The organism is Janthinobacterium sp. LS2A, assembly GCF_036543145.1.
GTDB classification, from domain to species: domain Bacteria; phylum Pseudomonadota; class Gammaproteobacteria; order Burkholderiales; family Burkholderiaceae_D; genus Janthinobacterium; species Janthinobacterium aestuarii.
Map to the genome: position 1 here is coordinate 304,620 of NZ_JAZHPB010000007.1, position 18,695 is coordinate 323,314.

Sequence of the window (18,695 nt, forward strand, 5' to 3'; positions counted from 1 at the left end):
ACCTATCAGCCCAGCGCGTGGCGCAGCAGCAGCGCCGACAGTACGAACATGGTCACGCCGATCAAGCCATCGAGCACTTGCCAGGCCCGCGGCCGCGCAAACCACGGCGCCAGCCAGCGCGCGCCATAGCCGAGCGAGGCAAACCACAGCAGGCTGGCCGTGCTGGCGCCAGCAATAAACCAGGCGCGCAGCGCCCCCGGCTGCTGGGCACCAATGCTCCCCACCAGCAATACCGTATCCAGATAGACATGGGGATTGAGCAAGGTAAATGCTGCCGCCTGCGCCAGGATGGCAGCCAGGCCGAGACCTGCACCGCCCTCGGCGGCGTGCAGCTGCTGGGGACGGCGGGCGCGCCGCAGGGCTTGCCAACCATAGACGGCCAGAAAAATGGCGCCGCCCAGCGCCAGCGCGCTGGCCAGCATGGGACGCTGCCCCAGCGCCCGGGACATGCCCAGGACGCCGGCGGCAATCAGCGCCGCGTCGGCCAGCGCGCAAAACAGCACGATGGCGCCCACGTGTTCGCGGCGCAAGCCTTGCCGCAAGACAAAGGCATTTTGCGAGCCGATGGCAACGATGAGTCCCAGACCCAAGGTCAAGCCCTGGAGAAAGACGGAAAAAACGAGTGGTGTGGTGGCGGTCGGGAGTGTCATGCGGCGATCTTGCCAGCCGCACGTAATGAAGGCAAACTACCTTTTCTACAGCCAATTAAGGAAAACTTCATTCATGCTTGATTATGCCGCCCTCGCCGCGCTGGCCGCCGTCATCCGCGAAGGCAGTTTCGAGCGCGCGGCACGCGCCTTGCACGTGACGCCATCGGCCATTTCGCAGCGCATCCGCGTGCTGGAAGAGCGCGTCGGCTGTGCGCTGGTGATACGCGACCAGCCCTGCCGCGCCACGGAAACGGGCCGGCGTCTGTGCCAGCACGTGGACCAGGTGCAACTGTTGGAACAGGATTTGCAGGGCACCTTGCCGGCGCTGGCAGCGCAGGGCATGTCGCGCGCCAGCGTGCCCATCGCCGTGAACGCCGACAGCCTCGCCACCTGGCTGGCGCCCGCCATCGCCGCCTTCGGGGCCGCGCATCCGGTGCTGCTGCAAGTGGCCGTCGACGATCAGGACCATACGGCCGAATGGCTGCGCAGCGGCGCCGTGCTGGCCGCCGTCAGCGCCACGGCCCGGCCAGCTTCCGGCTGCAACAGCCGTCCGCTGGGCGCCATGCGCTACCTGGCGGCCGCCAGTCCCGCCTTCCTGCGGCGGTATTTTCCCCATGGCGTGGGCGCCGCCAGCCTGGCGCTGGCGCCCAGCCTCGTGTTCAATGCCAAGGATGAGCTGCAGGCGCGCTGGGTGCGGCGCCTGTGCCATCGGCATGTGGAGTTGCCGCGCCACACCCTGCCCTCGTCGCACGCCTTCGTCACGGCCGCCCTGGCCGGCATGGGCTGGGGCTTGCATCCGCAGGCGCTGATCCAGTCCCATCTCGATAATGGCAGCCTGGTCGAACTGCTGCCCGATGCGCCATTGGACGTGCCCCTGCACTGGCATACGGCGCGCGCCGCGTCGAGCCTGCTCGATGGCTTGAGCGCCGCCATCCTGGCCGCCGCCCGCACGGGCCTGCTGCCGCCCTGACAGCTGGCGTCAGCGCTGGTCGCTGCTGAGTGCGAAGCGCCAGCGCCGCACGTCGACGTTCAAGCGCAACTGGTGATGCTTGACCAGATAGCGCACGCCGACGAGGGCCGCCGCCAGACCGGACAAGGCGCCGATGCCCAGCGCCCAGCGCGGGCCGAAGGTGTCGGCCACCCAGCCCACGATGGGTGCGCCCAGCGGCGTGCCGCCCGCCGAAATGGCCAGCACGATGGCCATCACGCGGCCCCGCATGGCGGGCGCCGTCGACAGTTGCACGCTGCTGTTGACGCTGGTGGTAAAGGTTTGCGCGGCAATGCCGATGACCACCAGCATCATGCCGAACAGCCAGTAATTGGGCATCACGGCCGCCAGCGCGCACGCCAGGCCGAACAGCGCGGCCGCGCCCAGCAGCAAGGCCAGCGTGGGCTGGCCGCGCCCCGCCGCCAGCAAGGCGCCGGCCACGGAGCCGCAAGCCATAATCGAGCTGAGCACGCCATACTGGCCCGCACCCGCATGGAAGGCCGTGACGGACATGGTCGACAGGAAAATCGGAAAATTCAGGCCGAAGGTGCCGATCAGGAACAGCATCAGCAGGATGGCCATCAGGTCGGGCCGCTGGCGCACGTAGCGGAAACCCTCGCCCAGGCTGGCGCGCGTGGCCTTCAGGCGCGGCGCGCGGCGCAGCAATTCCACGCGCAGCAGCAACAGCGAACCGATCACGGCGGCAAACGAGACGGCGTTGATGACGAAGACCCATCCGCTGCCGACGCTGCTGATGAGCAAGCCGGCCACGGCCGGGCCCAGCATGCGCGCCGCATTGAACGACGTGGAATTGAGCGCCACGGCATTGGTCAAGTCTTCCTCGCCGACGATTTCGGCAACGAAGGTCTGGCGCACGGGTGAATCGAAGGCCGTCACGCAGCCGAGCAGGAAAGCAAACACATACACGTGCCACAGTTGCACGAGGCCGCTGATGCACAGCAAGCCCAGTCCCAGCGCCAGCAATCCCATGGCCGCCTGCGTGCACAGCAGCAGCTTGCGCCGGTCGAGCAAGTCGGCCGCCATGCCCGTCAGGGGCAGCAACAGCAGTTGCGGGCCGAATTGCAAGGCCATGACGATGCCGACGGCGCTGGCATTGTGCTGCGTCAATTCGCTGAGCACCAGCCAATCCTGCGCCGTGCGCTGCATCCAGGTGCCGATATTCGACACGAGGGCGCCGCCGGCCCAGATACGGTAATTGGGAATGCGTAGCGAACGGAATGTGTTGTTCATCTGGGCGTGCGGGCTCCTTGCCGGGTGTTAAGGTCTAGCAGCGGATCATTCCGCCAAGCGTTTGAGTAATGCCACCGCATGGTTCAGTTCGGTGACTTCGTCCGGCGTGAGCCGGGTTTCGATGGTGCGCGCCAGCCAGTCTTCGCGCGCGGCGCGGCTCGCCGCGATCCAAGCGCGGCAGCTGTCCGTCAGGGTCAGGATCGTTTGCCGGCCGTCAGCCGGATCGGGCGAACCCGTCACCATCCTCGCTTCCGTCAAGGCTTGCACGGTGGCGGCCATCGACTGGGGCCGCATGCCTTCGGCACGGGCCAGGCTGCTGGCGGTGGCGGGGCCGTCGCGCTCGAGACGGCTCAGCACGGAGGCCTGCGACATGCTGACATCCCCCAGGTGCGCCTCTTCGCGCAGGCGGCGGCGCAACTTGCCGATCAGGATGCGCAATTCGCCGGCCAGTTGCAGGACTTGTTCGTGGTCTTCTTGTGTCGTGTGCATGGGAGCGAAAGTGGATCAACGGCCCCTACTATAACATATATGCAGGTAGACTGCACAGTTTGCCTGCATATCTTGCCTAAGTGACCAGAATGCGGACGCAAAAAAGCCGGGGCGGGAGATATCCTCCCTGCCCCGGCTTGCCGGTCATCCTGCCGATGCCCGTTCTTAGCTGATGTAGTTAAACAGCGACAAGCCCGAGATCGAAGTGAACGTTTTTTGCGCCGCCTGCAGGGTTACCTGTTGCTGGCTGAAGGTGGAAATGGCTTTCACCATGTCCAAGTCCTGCAGGTCCGACAGGGTGGTGGCGTACTGGATGTCGAGGTCATCACCGGCGCTGTCGAGGTAATCGAGTTCCTTCATGCGGGAACCGACGTCGGCGCGCACGGACAGCACGTTATCGTAGGCCGTGTCGAGAATATTATGCGCGGCGTTCAAGCCGTTCGTCAGGCGCGCCTGGGCAGCATCGCCACTGCCCGTCTGGCGCAGTACGCCGATCAGGTTTTTCACGGTGGTAAACAACGACTCCTTGGCGCTCGGCTCCAGGGTAAAGCTGTCCTGGTCGGCAGGCTTGCCCGTGATGTTCACTTGCTGGCCGTCGAAGGTGATGGCGTCGCCCGCCTTGTAGGGGATGGGCACGGCAGGATTGGGCACCGTCTGGCCCAGGGTGGCGTCGGTGACGGTATAGGTGGTGACGGCGTCCGTCCCCGTGCCCGTGACCTTGAAGTCGATCGAATATTTATGCCCCGTCAATGCCGACGGATCGGTCACCGTTCCGCCCGAGACCACGCCCGAGCCGCCGCGCGTGAAGTTGGCGGCGGCGGCGGCCGTGGTGAACTTGCCGTTGCCCGTCAGGTTGTTTTCAAACACGGTGGCGCCGGAATCGCTGGTGGCCAGGTAGCGCGCCGAACCCACCTGCAGTTCGCGCTGGCCCTGGTCGCCCACGTAGCTGGCGCCCGTCGGCGTCTGGCTGAATGGCTGGGTCGTGGATTTATAGCCGGAGAACAGGTAGCCGCCCGCGCCATCGGCCGTATTCGCGATGCCCAGCAAGTCGGTCAGCCGGCCTTCCAGTTCCCTGGCCAGGGTATCGCGGTCGACGTCCTTCAGGGCCGGATTACCGGCTTTCAGGACCAGGTCCTTGACGTCGGCGATCAGCGAGGTGGTGCTGCCCAGCGCCAGCTCTTCCTGCGACAGGAAGTTCTTCGCGTTCGAACGGTTCGTCACGAACTGGGTATTGATCGATTGCGACTGCGTCACTTCCAGTGCGCGCGCCGAGGCGATCGGATCGTCGGCCGGCGTCAGATTGCGGCGGTTCGACGACAGCTGCATCTGCGTACGGTTCAAGGCGCCCTGCAGATTGTTCAGCTGCGAGCTGCCCTGGTCATAAATCATTCGTGTGCTGATGCGCATGATGCTGCCCTTCCAGAAAGCCGCCGCGCGCTACGTCGCGGCAAAAATTGATTAACGTCCCAGGCCGATCACCACGTCGAACAGGGTGCTGGCAATCTGCATGACCTTGCCGCACGCCTGGTAGGACTGCTGATAACGCAGCAGGTTGGCCGCCTCTTCGTCGAGGTTGACGCCGGAGACGGCCTGCTGCTGGGTGCTAACCTGCTGCAGCAAGGCCAGACTGGCCAGGCCGCTGACCTGCACTTCGCGCGTCTTGTTGCCCACGAAGCTGACGGTTTGCGCATACGAACCCTGGAACGTGGCATTGCCGCCATCGAGGATGTTCTTCGTCTGCAAGCCCGCCAGCAGCGCGGCGTTACGGTTGTCGCCCACGCCGCCCGTATTGGGCTTGATGGTAAAGGTGTCGCCCTGCGCCGGCGCGCCCGTCATGCTGACATTGATGCCGCCAAAGCTGAAGTTGTCGCCTTCCGTATACGGGATGTTCGCCGTGCCGGCCGGATACGTCGTGGTGGCGCCATTCAAACCCTTGACCGTCACCGCCTGGCCCGCCGGGAAACCCGTCAGCGAGGTGGTCGCCTTGTCATACGTCAAGGTCACGGGACCCGTCAGGGCATTGCCCGGGGTCAGGTAGGCCTTGTCGACGGAACCGGCGCTGAGTTTGCCCGAGCCCGTATTGGCCACGGGCGCCGACGTGGCGATCGGCGCGGCGGCGGCGATCTTGTTGCGGTCGGTGATCAGCACGTTCAGACCGGCCGCGCCATTCGCCGTCGGCCGGATGACGTAGTTGTCGCCCTGGGCGGCCGTGCCCGAGATCGAGAAATCGACGCCGTCGATGGTTTGCGGCCCCGTTTGCGGATACGGATTGATGATGGTGTGCGCGCCGTCGGACTCGCGCGTCACCACATAGTTGCTGCCGTCATATTTCAGGCTGTAATCGCTGGCCGTCAGCTTGGTCGGGTCGCTGACCTTGGCCGACAGCACGGTGGTGCTGCTGGTGTTGTTGCCGCGGTCGGCGCCGATCACGGGATCGGGGATCTTGAAAAAATCGCCGCCCATGGCGCCATTCAAGTCCTGGCCCAGCTTGTGCTGGTCGTTGAAGGTGCTGGCCAGCGCGATGGCGACCTTGCCCAGCGAGTTCTGGACATTGTCCAGGGTGCCGCTACGAAATTCCAGCAAGCCGCCCAGCGAGCCACCGGTCAGGGAGTTGTCCGGCAGCACGGTCACGGTATTGCCCGTGACATAGCCCACCTCGATGCGGTTCGGGTCCGTGCGCGAAGGCGTGGCCGCCAGCTCGAAGCTGCGGTCGGCCACCACCAGGGGCTGCCCCGCGCCGATGGAAATGGTGACGGTATTGTTGGCAGCGGGCTGCACCGTCGCCTTCACGTATTTGTTCAATTCCGTGATCAGCTGGTCGCGCTGGTCGAGCAGATCGTTGGGCTGGTTGCTGGCGTCGACCGACAACTGGGAAATCGACTTGTTCAACTCGGCGAGCTGCTTGGCGTAGGTATTGATGACCGTCACATTCGACGTGATCTGCGAATTGACGCCGTCGCCGATCTCCGTCAGGCGCGCGCTCAACCCCTGGAAACGCGAAGCGAGCGAGCCGGCGCTCGACAGCAGGGCCTGGCGCGACGCCACCGAGGAAGGATTGGCGCTGAAATCCTGCACGCCCTTGAAGAAATCCTGCATGGCTGGCGACAAGCCCGCCGTGGGATCGGCCAGCAAGTTATCGATCTGGCTGATCTGCGTGTAATAGGCGTCGAGTGAGCTGGTCGCGCTTTGCGCGGCATTGACCTGGGTGGCCATGAAGCTGTCGTACTGGCGCTTGATCTGCGACACTTCCGTGCCCGTGCCAACGAAGCCATAGCCAGCATAGTTGGACTGCGAAGTCTGCTGCAGCACCACCTGGCGGTTGTAGCCGGCCACGTTGGCATTGGTGATGTTATGCCCGGTCGTCGACAGGCCCACCTGCGCTGCAAGCAAACCGCTCTTACCGATGCTGAGTAGATTCGAAGTCATGGTGTCTTATTGGTTACCGTCAAATGTATTTACGGCAGCCGCGGCGAAAACTTGAAGCGCGCGGCCTGCACGGGAGCACGGCGGGTTGCTAGCCGACCAGCGAATTCTTGATAATTTTTGTCAATTTGGCAGCGTAATTCGGGTCCGTCGCATAGCCGGCTTTCTGCAAGCCGTGAGCGAACGTGCTGGCGTCGCCCGCGCTGGCCAGTACTTTTTCGTAGCGCTTGTTGTTGGTAATCAACTGCGCATAATCCTTGAAGCTGTCCGCATAGCTGTCGTAGGCGCGGAATTTCTCCACCTTGCGCTGCGCCTTGCCATTCACATATTCCGTGGTGACGGCTTCCGTGACTTTGCCCTTCCAGTCGCTGGACGCCTTGATGCCGAACAGGTTGTGGCTGCTGCTGCCGTCGCGGGCGATGATTTCGCGCTTGCCCCAGCCCGTTTCCAGCGCCGCCTGGCCCAGCATGAACTTGGCCGGGATGCCGGTGGCGCGGCTCGCCTCTTCCGCATGCACGCCCAGCTTTTCCTGGAAGGCGCGCACGTGGGGCGCCTGCGTGGCGTTGGCCTTGTCGCTCAGGGTCTTGCCGGTGCCTGTGGCGCCGCTCGCGCCCCCGGTGAGGGCGCCCTGCTGCTGGCGGAAGGCGGCCAGCGCCTGCGCCATGCTCGACGAGCGTGGCGATGGCGCTTCGGCGCCATCGGCGGCCAGCGCCTGGTTCGACGACGACAACTGGCGGATCAGCACGTCCGCCAGGCCCGTACCGCGCTTGGCCAGGTTCTGGCTGGTCTGCTGGTCCAGCATCGAGGTGTACATCTTGCTTTGCTGGCTATCCATGATGCCGTCCTGCGGCGTGGCTTCGCGCATGCTTTTCATCATCATGTTGATGAACATGGCTTCGAATTGCGTGGCCGCCTCTTTCAGGGCGGCGGGGTCCTTCGCCTTGGCGGACTGGCGCAAGCCATCCATGCCCTTGACGTCATAGGCGGCGGTATTGCTGAGGTCGGTTTGGCTGATCATGGCGTATCCATCAAATGATTTCAAGTTCGGCGCGCAGCGAACCGGCCGCCTTCATCGCCTGCAGGATGGCCAGCAAGTCTTGCGGCGAGGCGCCGATGGCGTTCAAGGCTTTCACCACCTCGGACAGCGAGGCGCCGCCCTTGACCAGCATGACCTTGCCCGGTTCCTTCTTGATATCGATCTGCGCCGTCTGCGTGACCACCGTGCGTCCGCCCGACAAGGGGGCCGGCTGGCTCACTTGCGGCTCGACATTGATGGTGACGGACAGGTTGCCGTGCGAAATGGCGCACGTTTCCAGGGTCACGGACTGGTTCATCACGACGGAACCGGTGCGCGCATTCATGATGACCTTGGCCGCCAGGCGGGCCGGATTGACTTCGATGCTTTCCAGCTGGCCCAGGAAGGACACGCGCTGGTCGCTGCCGCCCGGCGACTGCACCTGGATCACGCGGCCATCGAGCGCGGCGGCCGTGCCGGCGCCGTAGCGGCTGTTGATGGCGTCGACCACGCGGCTGGCGGTGGCGAAATCGGTGGCGTTCAATTCCAGGCGGATCGTATTGTTGGCGCCCAGCGCCGAAGGCACGGTGCGCTCGACGGTGGCGCCGCCCGAGATGCGTCCCACGCTCAGGTGATTGATGACAACGGAGCTGCCGGCCGCTTGCGCGCCCACGCCGCCCACCAGCACATTGCCCTGCGCCATGCCGTACACCTGGCCGTCGGCACCCTTCAACGGGGTCATCAGCAAGGTGCCGCCGCGCAAGCTTTTCGCATTGCCCATCGACGACACCGTCACGTCGAGCAGCTGGCCCGGCTGGGCAAACGCGGGCAAGGCCGTCGTCACCATCACGGCGGCCACGTTTTTCAACTGCAAACTGGTGCCTTGCGGCAAGTTGATGCCTTGCTGCTGCAGCATCGCCGCCACGCTCTGGATGGTAAATGGGGTTTGCGTGGTCTGGTCGCCGCTGCCGTCGAGGCCGACGACGAGGCCATAGCCCATCAGCTGATTCTGGCGCACGCCGGCGATGCTGGCCAGGTCCTTGATACGCTCGGCCTGCGCCACGGGCGCCAGCAGGGAAGCAGCCAGGCCGCAGATGACTAAAAAGCGGGGGAAAGTAATCGTTGCCATGATCAGAACGGCAGCAGGCTGAGGAAGAAGCGCGACGCCATCGACGCCATTTCAGCGCGGTCGATCTGGCTGTTGGTGCGGTATTCGACGCGCGCGTCGGCCACCTGGGTCGACGGCACGACGTTGCCCGTGCCGATGGTGTCCGGATTGACCATGCCCGAGAAGCGGATGAATTCCGTGCCCTTGTTCATGGCGATCTGTTTTTCGCCAGCGACGATCAGGTTGCCGTTCGGCAGCACTTCAATCACCGTCACGCCGATCACACCGGAAAACGTGTTGCTGGCGGACTGGTTGTCGCCATCGGCAAATTTCGTCGCGCCACTCGCCGAGACGGTGCCGCCCAGGCGGCCCTGCAGCATGCCTGGCGTGCTGAAGCCCACGCTGCCCGACTTGTTGCCGGAACTGGCGCCCGCCTTGACGGCATTCGTGCGCTCGGTGATGGCGATCGTCATGGTGTCGCCCACGTGGCGCGCGCGGCGGTCTTCGAAGGCGGGACGGTAGGTCGACGGCTGGTAGATGGAGCCATTGTTGGCGACCACGGGTTCCGGCATCGGCGCGCGCGTGGTGGTCGGATATTGCACGATGGACGTAGGCGTGATGGCACAGCCGGACAGCAGGACTGCGGACAACAGGGCGATGATGGGGTATTGCATGGCGAACCTCCGCTGCCATCCGGCGGCGGATGGCATGACGACTATGAAAATTAAAGTTGCGACAATTTCTGCAGCATTTGATCGGATGTGGTGATGGCCTTGCTGTTGATCTCGTAGGCGCGCTGCGTCTGGATCATGTTGACCATTTCCTCGGCCACGTTGACGTTCGACGTCTCGATATAGCCCTGCATCAGCACGCCGGCACCGTTGGTGCCCGGGGTGTTGGTTTGTGCCACGCCCGAGGCGCCCGTTTCCATGTACAGGTTTTCGCCCTTCGATTCCAGACCGGCCGGGTTGACGAAGGTGGTCAGCTGCAGCGAGCCGATCTGCGATGGCGCCACGGTGTCGGGCAAGGTGACGGACACGGTGCCGTCGCGCGCCACGGTCAGGCTCAGCGCATTGGTCGGCACGGTGATGGCGGGCTGGATGACGAAACCTTCGGAGGTGACCAGCTGGCCGTTGGCGTCCGTCTGGAACGAGCCGTCGCGCGTGTAGGCGGTAGCGCCGTCCGGCATCAGCACCTGGAAGAAACCCGTGCCGTTGACCATCACGTCGCGCGAATTGCCCGATGCCTGGGGATTGCCCTGCGTATGGATGCGTTCGGTGGCCACGGTGCGTACGCCCGTGCCGATCTGCAAGCCCGATGGCAGCTGGGTTTGCTGCGACGATTGCGCGCCCGGCTGGCGCACATTTTGATACAGCAAGTCTTCAAACACGGCGCGCGACTTCTTGAAGCCCGTGGTGCTGACGTTGGCCAGGTTATTGGCGATCACGTCCATCTGCGTCTGCTGCGCTTCCAGGCCGGTTTTGGCAATCCAAAGGGAACGAATCATGATTTTTCTCCAATAACAGCGCTAGTCAGCTCTGTAGACTATTTCTATGTGACCATTATGCGGTGGCCCCCATCAATTCAAAGCGAGGATCTGGGTGGCTTTCGCCGCGTTATTCTCGGCATTCTTCAACAGGCTCATTTGCGTTTCGAACTGGCGCGCCAGCGCAATCATGCTGACCATGGAGTCGACGGGGCTGACATTGCTGCCTTCCAGCGCACCGGTGGTCAGCTTGACGGCCTGGTCGGCCTGCGCCACCGTGCCATCCTTCAGGCGGAACAGGCCGTCGTCGCCGCGCACCAGCTGCTGCTCGGGCGGGTTGACCAGCTTGATGCGTCCCAGCACTGTCGACGGGCCTGGCGGCACGTCCGTGGAAATCGTGCCCACCGTGCCGTCGCTGGCGATGGCCACCGTCACGCCGGGCGGAATGGCCATGGGGCCCGTATCGCCCTGCACCATCAGGCCCGACTGCGTTTGCAGCATGCCGTTTTCATTGAGCTTCAAGGCGCCGTTGCGCGTGTAGGCTTCGGAACCGTCGGCCGACTGCACCGCGATCCAGCCGCCGTTTTCCACGGCCACGTCGAGCGCGCGGCCCGTGTGCTGCATCGGCCCTTGCGTGAAATCGGAACCGACCGTCGAATCGACGACAAAGGCACGCGTCGGCATCATGCCGTCGGCCACCACGGGCACGGCGCGGAACGAGTCGAGCTGGGCACGGAAACCCGTGCTGGTAGCGTTCGCCAGGTTGTTCGCCGTGGTCGCCTGCTTGTCGAGGATGTGCTTGGCGCCCGAGCCGGCGGTGTAGATGAGACGGTCCATGTGTTTTCTCCGTGCAAAACGAAAGCGGGGAGCCGTCCGAGGACGGTTCCCCTTACTCTTAACGCAGGTTGACGAGGGTCTGTAAAACGGAATCCTGCGTCTTGATGGTTTGCGCATTCGCCTGATAGGCGCGCTGGGCCGTGATCATGTTGACCAGTTCCGCCGTCAAGTCCACGTTCGACACTTCCACGGCCGAGGCGCGCAAGTCGCCCAGGTTGCCCGAACTCGGCTCGCCCGTCATGGGGCTGCCCGAGGTCGAGCTTTCCGCCCAAGCATTGTTACCCAGCGGTTCGAGGCCATTCGGATTGGAAAAGTTGGTCAGCACCACTTGGCCCAGGTCGCGCGTCTTGCCATTGTTGTACTGGCCCTGGATCACGCCATCGGAACCGACGACGAAACGGCTCAGCTGGCCGGCCGCATAGCCATCGGCCACGGTGCGCTTTTCGCTGGTGGACGAGCTGAGCTGGGTGGAATTGGTAAAGTCGACCTTGATCGCCAGGTTCGCATTTGCGCCCGTGGCGGGGAAGACGGGCAGGTTCACCGTTACCGGCAAGGTTTGCGGCGGCGTCAGGCCCAGCATGGCGGCCTTGTCCAGGCTGCCGACGCTGTTGAACACCAGCGAAGCCGACTTCACGGCGGGCACTTCCGTCACCGAGGAAATATTGGTGTCGATCTGGTCTGGCGTCAGGCTGGAATTGACACCATTGGGCACGGCGCTGCCAAAGGTGGCGCTGATGGCGGCCAGCTGGGCGGGGCTGGCGCCGGCCGCGGCGGCGGCGGTGCGCACGGCGGCGCCGGCCGCATTGCCGTAGGCAACGGCGGCGGCCGTGATATTGGCCGGTACCAGCGGCACGGCCGTGACGGCGGCCTGGTAGGCGGCGCGCGCAGCCAGCGAGGCGGCATCGGTCTGCGCCGCGGACGCTACTTTCGCGCTGGTGATTTCCTTGCCGTCAGTGGCCGTGTAGACATCCCACGTATTGGTGCCCGTCTTGACGTAGAAATTGGACATGGTGTGCGCATTGCCCAGTGAATCGAAGACGGGCACGGGGAATTGCTTGGTCCACGATTTTTGCTCGCCCACGCTGAACGGCACCACGGTCGGCATGGCCGAGTTGGAATCGAGGTTGACCTGGGTATCGACCTTGGTGGTCGCCTGCGGCGCCATGTCGGACGGGTCGATCTGCAGCGGCACGGTGGCGCCGGCCAGGATCTTGCCGTTCGCATCGGCCGGATAGCCGGTCAGCTGGGCTTTCTGCGCATTGATGATGAAGCCGCTCTTGTCGACCTGGAACTGGCCGTTGCGCGAATACTGGATGGCGCCGTTCACGCTGGTGCGAAAGAAACCGCCGCCATTGATGGCGATGTCGAGCGGATTGGACGAGCTCTCCAGGTTACCCTGGTTGAACAGCTGCGCCACTTGCGACACGGATACGCCGATACCGGGCTGGTTGCCGCCCACGCCATACAGCGAGTTGGCATAGATGTCGGCGAACTGCGCCTGCGATTGCTTGAAACCCACGGTGGCCGAGTTGGCGATATTGTTGCCGATGACGTCCAGCGATTTGGCGGCGCCGTTCAAGCCGCTCAGGCCTTGTTGGAAAGACATTGTGTTCTCCTGGTATAAATTAGGGGTAGAGGGTCTACGCTACAAATGAGCGGCTTACAAAATCTGCTTCACGTCGGCCATGGTGATGCTGCCCACGCCTGGCACGTTCAATTTCACGCCACCCGCGCCCGTCGACACGCTGGCAACCGAGCCGAACATCAGCGCCGCCGCGTCGGTCAGCTTGGCGCCGCCGCGCGTGGCTTCCACCGAGAAGGTGTAGGCGCCGTCAGGCAGCACGATGTTCTTGCCATCCTTGTCGAGCTCGGCCGTGGAGCCGTTCCAGCCCAGCGGCAAGGTACCCGCGTCCTGCGGGCCCAGGTCGATGGAATGGACTTCCTTGCCCGTACTGTTGTAGATGATGACCTTGACCTTGTCGGCCGGCGTCGCCAGGTCCACGCCCAGCAGGGCCGCGCTCTTGGTCAAGTTGATGTTCTTGCCTGCCGTCAACACGCCATGGCCGATGATATTGGCCGCCTGCATCGATTCGGCTTGCTGGTAGCTGGTCTTGAGCGTTTCCAGGGTGGTATTGAGCTTGTTGACGCCCGTCACCGTGGACAGCTGGGCGAGCTGGCTCGTCAGCTGTGCATTGTCCAGCGGGTTCATCGGATCCTGGTTTTGCAGCTGGGTCACCAGCAGGGTCAGGAATTTGTTCGTTTCTTCCTCGACGCTGCCTTTCGCGGCCGAGTTCTTCTTCGGATTCATTGTCGCCATCAGGTCGGTGACGGTGGCGGTGCTGGTATCGATGGTTGCCATAATGGTCAGTCAGCCTTATTGGCCGATGGTGAGGGTTTTCAGGAGCAGCGACTTGGCCGCGTTCATGGTTTCCACGTTGGTCTGGTACGAACGCGAAGCCGACAGCATGTTGACCATCTCGTCGACCGTATTCACGTTGGGCATGGTGACGTAGCCCTTTTCATCGGCCAGCGGGTTCTTCGGGTCGTAGACCAGCTTCATCGGCGACGGGTCTTCGATCACCTTCTGCACCTTGACGGCCGTGGCGCCGTTGGCCATCGGCACGGCTTCGAACACCACCTGCTTGGCGCGGTAGGCTTCGCCCGTGGCGCTGGTGGCGCTGTCGGCATTGGCCAGGTTGCTGGCCACCGTGTTCAAGCGCTGCGCCTGGGCGCTCATGGCTGAACCGGAAACATTGAAGATATTAAATAGCGACATGATTATTGTCCTCCCTGGATGGCCGTCAGCATGCCCTTGATCTGCGAGTTGAGGAACGTCACGGCCGCCTCGTAGCGGATGGCGTTGTCGGCAAAGGCATTGCGCTCGAGGTCCATGTCGACCGTGTTGCCATCGACGGCGCCCTGGGCAGGCGCGCGGTACAGCAGCGGCGTGCCGTCGGCCAGGGTCTCGACCTTGCCGCCGCCGGCCGCGCCCGCTGCGGCAGCCACGCCCTTGCCCGGCATATGCTGTGGCGCCGTGCCCTTCAGGGCCGGCGGCACGCCGTCCTTGCGCGCCATCGCGCCCTTCAGGGCGGCGGCGAAATCGACATCGCGCGCCTTGTAGTTGGGCGTGTCGGCATTGGCGATATTCGAGGCGAGCAATTCCTGGCGCGTCGAGCGCAGGCTCAGCGCCGTCTCGTTGAAGCGCATGTAATCGTCGAGTTTCCCTATCATGTCAGGCTCCGGAAAGATCTGCCACTGGCGCCCGAGATGGCGGAAGGATGGCGGTATAGTGATGACAGGAAACATAGTACGGTGCCCACCAGCAAGACCATCGCCGGATCAGACCGTACTTTTACCCCTTAATCGGCGCTTCGAACGGGGCCGCGCCCACTATCATGGCAGTATTCCAGAGGCCTATCACCATGAAAACACCGCTTGCTTTCCTCTTCGCTCTTGCCGCCCTGCCACTGCTGGCCCAGGCGCAAAACGCCGGCCGGCAAACGCCGGAAGCGCTGCGCAACAGCGTGGAACAATTCCTGCAAGTGCAAAGCAATGGCTTGCCGGGCAAGGTAACCATCACCGTCGGCGCCGTCGATCCGCGCCTGAACCTGGCTGCCTGCCCCGCGCCGCAAGCGTTCATGGCACCGGGCGCGCGCGCCTGGGGCAAGACCACCGTCGGCGTGCGCTGCACGGCGCCCTCCAGCTGGACTATCTATTTGCAGGCGAACGTGGCCGTCGTGGGCGACTACGTGGCCAGCGCCGTGCCGCTGGCGCAAGGACAAGCCATCGACGCCAGCCAGCTGGTGACGATGCAGGGCGACCTGGCCGCATTGCCGGCAGGTATCGCCACGGACATGGCCCAGGTAGTAGGGGCGAGCACGAATATTTCCTTGCCACCAGGCACGCCGATGCGCCTCGACACCCTGCGCCGCAAGCCGGTGGTGATGCAGGGCCAGCTGGTGCGTGTCGTTTCCAGTGGCAACGGTTTCCAGGTGGCATCAGAAGGACGCGCCATCGGCAGCGCAGGCGATGGCCAGACGGTGCAGGTGCGCACGCAGAGCGGGCAGCAGATCAGCGGCGTGGCGCGCGCGGGCGGCTTGGTGGAGGTCGCCTTTTAAACCCGGATGGACAGCGATATTGTGGTCTGGCGCACTAAAGTTTCGGAAGAAGGTGCCGATAATGACACATATCCCGGAGTTTTTTGACTTCGACCAGACGAGGATCACGCTGTGAAAATTACCGATAACACCATTAAAAGCAATCCCGGCCTGCCGGTGGCGCCCGCGAGTACCTCCGGCGCCCGGAATGCCGAGAAAGCCCAGGCAACACCGACGACGTCGGACAATGTACGCCTGTCGCCGCAAGGACAGGCATTAGCGGCCAGTGCAACTGCCGGCAGCGGCGCCGTGTTCGACACGAAAAAAGTCGAACGCATCAAGCTGGCGATCGCCGACGGCCAGTTCCAGGTCAACTCTGAAAAAGTGGCGGACGGTCTCCTCGACACAGTCAAGGACTTGCTGCACTCACGAAATAGATAGGTTCTCTCATGCAATCAGTGACTCCGTTTTCCAGCCTGCGCGACGAGCAACAGCTCATGACCACATTGCTGGCATTGATGAAAGAAGAACAGCGGCATCTGGTTGCCGCTGACATCGATGCAATCACGGAGCTCACGGTGCGCAAGACGGCACTCGTAGGACAATTGAGCCAATTGGCGGCGCAACGCCACCAGGCGCTGGCGGCAGCAGGCTTTACCGCCGCCGAAGCGGGCATGGAAGACTGGCTGGTCAGCGCCAGCGAAGCCGAGGCGGCGCCCCTGTGGAAAGCCCTGCTCGAGACGACGCGCGAAGCGAAGGAACAGAACCGGCTGAACAGCCTGCTGGTCAACAAACACATGCTGCACACGCAAGGCGCCCTGAACGCCATGCGCCCCACGGCCCAAAGCGGCAATTTCTACGGCCCGAGCGGCCAACCGATGTCGAACCCGGCCAGCCGGCGCGTCGTCATCGGCTAAGCGTCTTCCCGTTTCACCCCAGCAAGAAGCCATTGCTGCACGCCTGACGCCGTCCCCAGCAGCGGCACCCATACGGCTGCCATCGAGAACATCATCGCCGTGTCGCTCCCTCCAGGGAGACTGCGGCGGTGCCAGCGCGTCCGCATTCCCCCCACAACACCGCACGCAGAAACAACACAAGCCCTTTTTGACGCCGCACGTTTGAGCATGCTCAAACTTGAGACAGGTGATGACTATATGCTAATCCCTGGCGTACGCCGTACATCTCCAGGTGGGACTTTCCTCGCCGACACGAACTTCGTTCCCGCAGGCATAGCTGATCCATTTCACGCCCCAGCCTGCGCTTTTGCGCTGCGCCACGACGCACACCACCTCAATCGCAAGTACACAGGAGCATGATATGAACTCTCTCTCAGTAAGCAAGGCTGGCGCGGCGCTGCTGCTCGGCTGCACCCTGCTGGCGCCGGTCGCGCAGGCCGAAACGCAAGCCGTGTTCTATAACCACCTCGTATCGACCGCCGTGGTGGCCACGCCGCTGCTGGCGCAAGACACCTTGTTCGTCGACACCTTCACGACGGAGCGCGGCTCGCTGCTGCAAACGACCACGTTTACGGTCGGCGCCGGCGTGCAGTCGTTCACGGGCAACGCGGCCTGGCTGGTCACGGGCGCCAACGACTTCGGTCCCCGCCTGACTGGCGTCAACATTGACCTGTTCGACTCCAGCAATAACCTGGTGCAATCGGATACCTTCACCGGCGTGCTGGGCGCGTTTGCCCATTCGACCTTCGACGGCCTGCTGGGACCTGGCACCTACACCTTGGTGGCAAGCGGCATCGGCGTGCGTGATTCCGTGCTGGACATTTCCATCACCACGGCCGTACCGGAACCGGAAACCTATGGCATGCTGCTGGCGGGACTGGGCCTGATCGGGTATAGCATACGGCGCCGCAAGATGGCTGCCTGATCGGCATCGGGGCGCCTGCAAGCACTGCCGTAGCTGGCAGACACGGGGCAGGCGCAGCGGTTCCACGCACGGGCTGGCCTCTGCACGGGCCAGCCCAGGCAGGGGCAGGCCTACGCACTCAACCGTGCGCGGGCCGGCCCGTATGCTGGCGGAATTTCGCGGCGATGCCATTCGCCTTGGTGAGGGCGGCGGCCTGCTGTTCCGGCGTCAGCTCGTTTTGCAGCCAGTGCCAGTATTCATCCTGGTAAGGGTTCGTCGTGCCTGGCGTGAGGATGTCGTTGTAGACCATGCGCAGGGCCAGCAGGTAGCCATACGCTTGCGGCGCGTCCTTCTGCACCACGTCGCCATCGCGCAGGTAAGCCATCATCAGGGTCGACACGCTGGTCAGTTCCGCCGCGTCCGCCTGTGCCGTCAGCTGGGCGATCGCTTGCCGCTTCCAGGCCTGCACCAGCGGATCGTCGGGACGGTTGCGCAGCGCGCTGCGGTCGCCGAACGGGCCTTCCGACAGGAACAGGGTGGCCGCGCCCGGCACGCCGCCTTGCGCGGCAGTGGCCAGGTAGCCGAGGCGATCCTCGCGCTGGCGCTGCGTCATGCCCGCGCACAACTGCTGCTGGGCTGCTTTTTCTTCCGCCGTCATCTCGCGTCCCAGCTCGAATTCCATCCCCGGCAAGCGGCTTTCGCGCTGAAAAACGATGCAGTCGTCGATCAGGTTATAGGCCGCATACGCGTCTTCCGGCTTGCCGCTGGCGCTCAGGCGTTCGAGCCGCTGCGCCAGGGACACGACAACGGGCGCGGCATCGGCGGCCGGGGTGGCATCGATATTCAAATACGATGCCAGGCTGCGCCCAGGCGGCGCGCTGGCGGCGGCAGTGGCGGCAGTGGCGGCAGCGTCCGGTACGCCGCCATCGGGCGCGGGCCAGTACACGACCGCCAGCACTGCCGCGATGGCAGCGGCGATGGCGATACCGGTCAGTTTGTTATTCATATGAGGTGGCGCATAAAAGGAAATGCACGTTACCACAGGCGCATGGCAGCGGGCCGCACGCCTCCGCTCGCACGCGCCCCGGCTAGCCGCCAGCCTTTTTCGGCTGGTGGCCCAGCCTGGTCAGCGCGGCAAGAATGGTGTCGACATGGTCGCCCTGCACTTCGATCACGCCATCCTTGACCGTGCCGCCCGAGCCGCACTGCGTGCGCAGCTGCTTGCCCAGCAGGGCCAGCGCGATGGCGTCCAGCGGCAAGCCCTTGACCACGGTGACGCTCTTGCCGCCGCGGCCCTTGGTCTGGCGCGACACGCGCACCACGCCGTCGCCCGCCGGCGCCGCCTTGGCTTGCGCCTTGCACGCGCATTGCGCCAGCGGCTGGCGGCAGGCCGGACACATGCGGCCCGTTTCGGTGGAATAGACGAGACCGCCCTGGGAGCTGCTTTTCATGATGGAGAAATAAAAAGAAAGAAGGCCGCGATTGTACCAA

Annotated in this window: 21 protein-coding genes; 5 read left to right on the forward strand and 16 right to left on the reverse strand. The window is 64.1% G+C overall.

The window, feature by feature from the left end; all coding sequences use genetic code 11:
* Nucleotides 1-5: 5 nt before the first annotated feature.
* Nucleotides 6-650 (reverse strand): LysE/ArgO family amino acid transporter, encoded by a 645-nt coding sequence (locus V3C40_RS20915; protein WP_331778430.1) that lies wholly within the window; start codon nucleotides 648-650, stop codon nucleotides 6-8.
* Nucleotides 651-723: 73 nt separating this feature from the next.
* Between V3C40_RS20915 and V3C40_RS20920 the strand changes: the two genes are divergently transcribed.
* Nucleotides 724-1,620: a LysR family transcriptional regulator ArgP gene (locus tag V3C40_RS20920; protein ID WP_331778431.1), complete on the forward strand. Its 897-nt coding sequence runs from the start codon at nucleotides 724-726 to the stop codon at nucleotides 1,618-1,620.
* A gap of 9 nt (nucleotides 1,621-1,629) precedes the next feature.
* Here V3C40_RS20920 and V3C40_RS20925 read toward each other — a convergent pair whose 3' ends face one another.
* The 13 genes from V3C40_RS20925 to flgB all read right to left on the reverse strand — a co-directional run bounded on the left by V3C40_RS20925 (nucleotide 1,630) and on the right by flgB (nucleotide 14,478).
* Nucleotides 1,630-2,889, reverse strand: coding sequence for an MFS transporter (locus V3C40_RS20925; protein WP_331778432.1), 1,260 nt, complete (start codon nucleotides 2,887-2,889; stop codon nucleotides 1,630-1,632).
* 45 nt (nucleotides 2,890-2,934) lie between these two features.
* Complete coding sequence (locus tag V3C40_RS20930; RefSeq protein ID WP_331778433.1) at nucleotides 2,935-3,378, reverse strand: MarR family winged helix-turn-helix transcriptional regulator; 444 nt, start codon at nucleotides 3,376-3,378, stop codon at nucleotides 2,935-2,937.
* Nucleotides 3,379-3,543: 165 nt separating this feature from the next.
* Nucleotides 3,544-4,785, reverse strand: a complete 1,242-nt coding sequence (flgL, locus tag V3C40_RS20935) for a flagellar hook-associated protein FlgL (protein ID WP_034754058.1) — start codon at nucleotides 4,783-4,785, stop codon at nucleotides 3,544-3,546.
* 51 nt (nucleotides 4,786-4,836) lie between these two features.
* Nucleotides 4,837-6,804: a flagellar hook-associated protein FlgK gene (gene flgK / locus V3C40_RS20940; protein ID WP_051991489.1), complete on the reverse strand. Its 1,968-nt coding sequence runs from the start codon at nucleotides 6,802-6,804 to the stop codon at nucleotides 4,837-4,839.
* Between the two features lie 88 nt (nucleotides 6,805-6,892).
* A complete protein-coding gene (gene flgJ / locus V3C40_RS20945) occupies nucleotides 6,893-7,819 on the reverse strand; it encodes a flagellar assembly peptidoglycan hydrolase FlgJ (protein WP_331778434.1) in 927 nt (308 codons plus the stop codon).
* A gap of 10 nt (nucleotides 7,820-7,829) precedes the next feature.
* Nucleotides 7,830-8,945 carry a flagellar basal body P-ring protein FlgI gene (locus V3C40_RS20950; RefSeq protein ID WP_034754065.1) on the reverse strand — a complete coding sequence of 372 codons (1,116 nt, stop codon included), beginning with the start codon at nucleotides 8,943-8,945 and terminating at the stop codon, nucleotides 7,830-7,832.
* Nucleotides 8,946-8,947: 2 nt separating this feature from the next.
* Nucleotides 8,948-9,598 (reverse strand): flagellar basal body L-ring protein FlgH, encoded by a 651-nt coding sequence (locus tag V3C40_RS20955; RefSeq protein WP_034754066.1) that lies wholly within the window; start codon nucleotides 9,596-9,598, stop codon nucleotides 8,948-8,950.
* Between the two features lie 50 nt (nucleotides 9,599-9,648).
* Nucleotides 9,649-10,431, reverse strand: coding sequence for a flagellar basal-body rod protein FlgG (flgG, locus tag V3C40_RS20960; RefSeq protein WP_034754070.1), 783 nt, complete (start codon nucleotides 10,429-10,431; stop codon nucleotides 9,649-9,651).
* Between the two features lie 72 nt (nucleotides 10,432-10,503).
* Nucleotides 10,504-11,247: a flagellar basal body rod protein FlgF gene (locus tag V3C40_RS20965; protein ID WP_034787153.1), complete on the reverse strand. Its 744-nt coding sequence runs from the start codon at nucleotides 11,245-11,247 to the stop codon at nucleotides 10,504-10,506.
* A gap of 58 nt (nucleotides 11,248-11,305) precedes the next feature.
* Nucleotides 11,306-12,853 (reverse strand): flagellar hook protein FlgE, encoded by a 1,548-nt coding sequence (locus tag V3C40_RS20970; RefSeq protein WP_034754076.1) that lies wholly within the window; start codon nucleotides 12,851-12,853, stop codon nucleotides 11,306-11,308.
* A 54-nt stretch (nucleotides 12,854-12,907) separates the two neighbouring features.
* Nucleotides 12,908-13,606, reverse strand: a complete 699-nt coding sequence (locus V3C40_RS20975; RefSeq protein ID WP_331778435.1) for a flagellar hook assembly protein FlgD — start codon at nucleotides 13,604-13,606, stop codon at nucleotides 12,908-12,910.
* Nucleotides 13,607-13,621: 15 nt separating this feature from the next.
* Nucleotides 13,622-14,023 (reverse strand): flagellar basal body rod protein FlgC, encoded by a 402-nt coding sequence (gene flgC, locus V3C40_RS20980; protein ID WP_034754081.1) that lies wholly within the window; start codon nucleotides 14,021-14,023, stop codon nucleotides 13,622-13,624.
* Nucleotides 14,024-14,025: 2 nt separating this feature from the next.
* Nucleotides 14,026-14,478, reverse strand: coding sequence for a flagellar basal body rod protein FlgB (gene flgB / locus V3C40_RS20985; protein WP_034754084.1), 453 nt, complete (start codon nucleotides 14,476-14,478; stop codon nucleotides 14,026-14,028).
* A 191-nt stretch (nucleotides 14,479-14,669) separates the two neighbouring features.
* On the opposite strand from flgB, the gene flgA reads away from it, so the two are divergent.
* From flgA to V3C40_RS21005, 4 genes are all read left to right on the forward strand, one after another.
* Nucleotides 14,670-15,365 carry a flagellar basal body P-ring formation chaperone FlgA gene (flgA, locus tag V3C40_RS20990; RefSeq protein WP_034754087.1) on the forward strand — a complete coding sequence of 232 codons (696 nt, stop codon included), beginning with the start codon at nucleotides 14,670-14,672 and terminating at the stop codon, nucleotides 15,363-15,365.
* A gap of 111 nt (nucleotides 15,366-15,476) precedes the next feature.
* Entirely contained in the window at nucleotides 15,477-15,785 is a 309-nt protein-coding gene (gene flgM, locus V3C40_RS20995; protein ID WP_034787161.1) for a flagellar biosynthesis anti-sigma factor FlgM, read from the forward strand.
* A gap of 8 nt (nucleotides 15,786-15,793) precedes the next feature.
* On the forward strand, nucleotides 15,794-16,261 hold the full coding sequence (locus tag V3C40_RS21000) for a flagella synthesis protein FlgN (RefSeq protein WP_070303619.1): 468 nt from the start codon (nucleotides 15,794-15,796) through the stop codon (nucleotides 16,259-16,261).
* 400 nt (nucleotides 16,262-16,661) lie between these two features.
* Complete coding sequence (locus tag V3C40_RS21005; protein WP_072455392.1) at nucleotides 16,662-17,225, forward strand: FxDxF family PEP-CTERM protein; 564 nt, start codon at nucleotides 16,662-16,664, stop codon at nucleotides 17,223-17,225.
* 118 nt (nucleotides 17,226-17,343) lie between these two features.
* Here V3C40_RS21005 and V3C40_RS21010 read toward each other — a convergent pair whose 3' ends face one another.
* Both V3C40_RS21010 and V3C40_RS21015 read right to left on the reverse strand, forming a co-directional pair.
* A complete protein-coding gene (locus V3C40_RS21010; protein ID WP_331778436.1) occupies nucleotides 17,344-18,210 on the reverse strand; it encodes a hypothetical protein in 867 nt (288 codons plus the stop codon).
* Nucleotides 18,211-18,292: 82 nt separating this feature from the next.
* The gene (locus tag V3C40_RS21015; protein ID WP_034754096.1) at nucleotides 18,293-18,655 is read right to left on the reverse strand and encodes a translation initiation factor Sui1; all 363 of its coding nucleotides are present in this window, start codon (nucleotides 18,653-18,655) and stop codon (nucleotides 18,293-18,295) included.
* Nucleotides 18,656-18,695 lie beyond the last annotated feature (40 nt).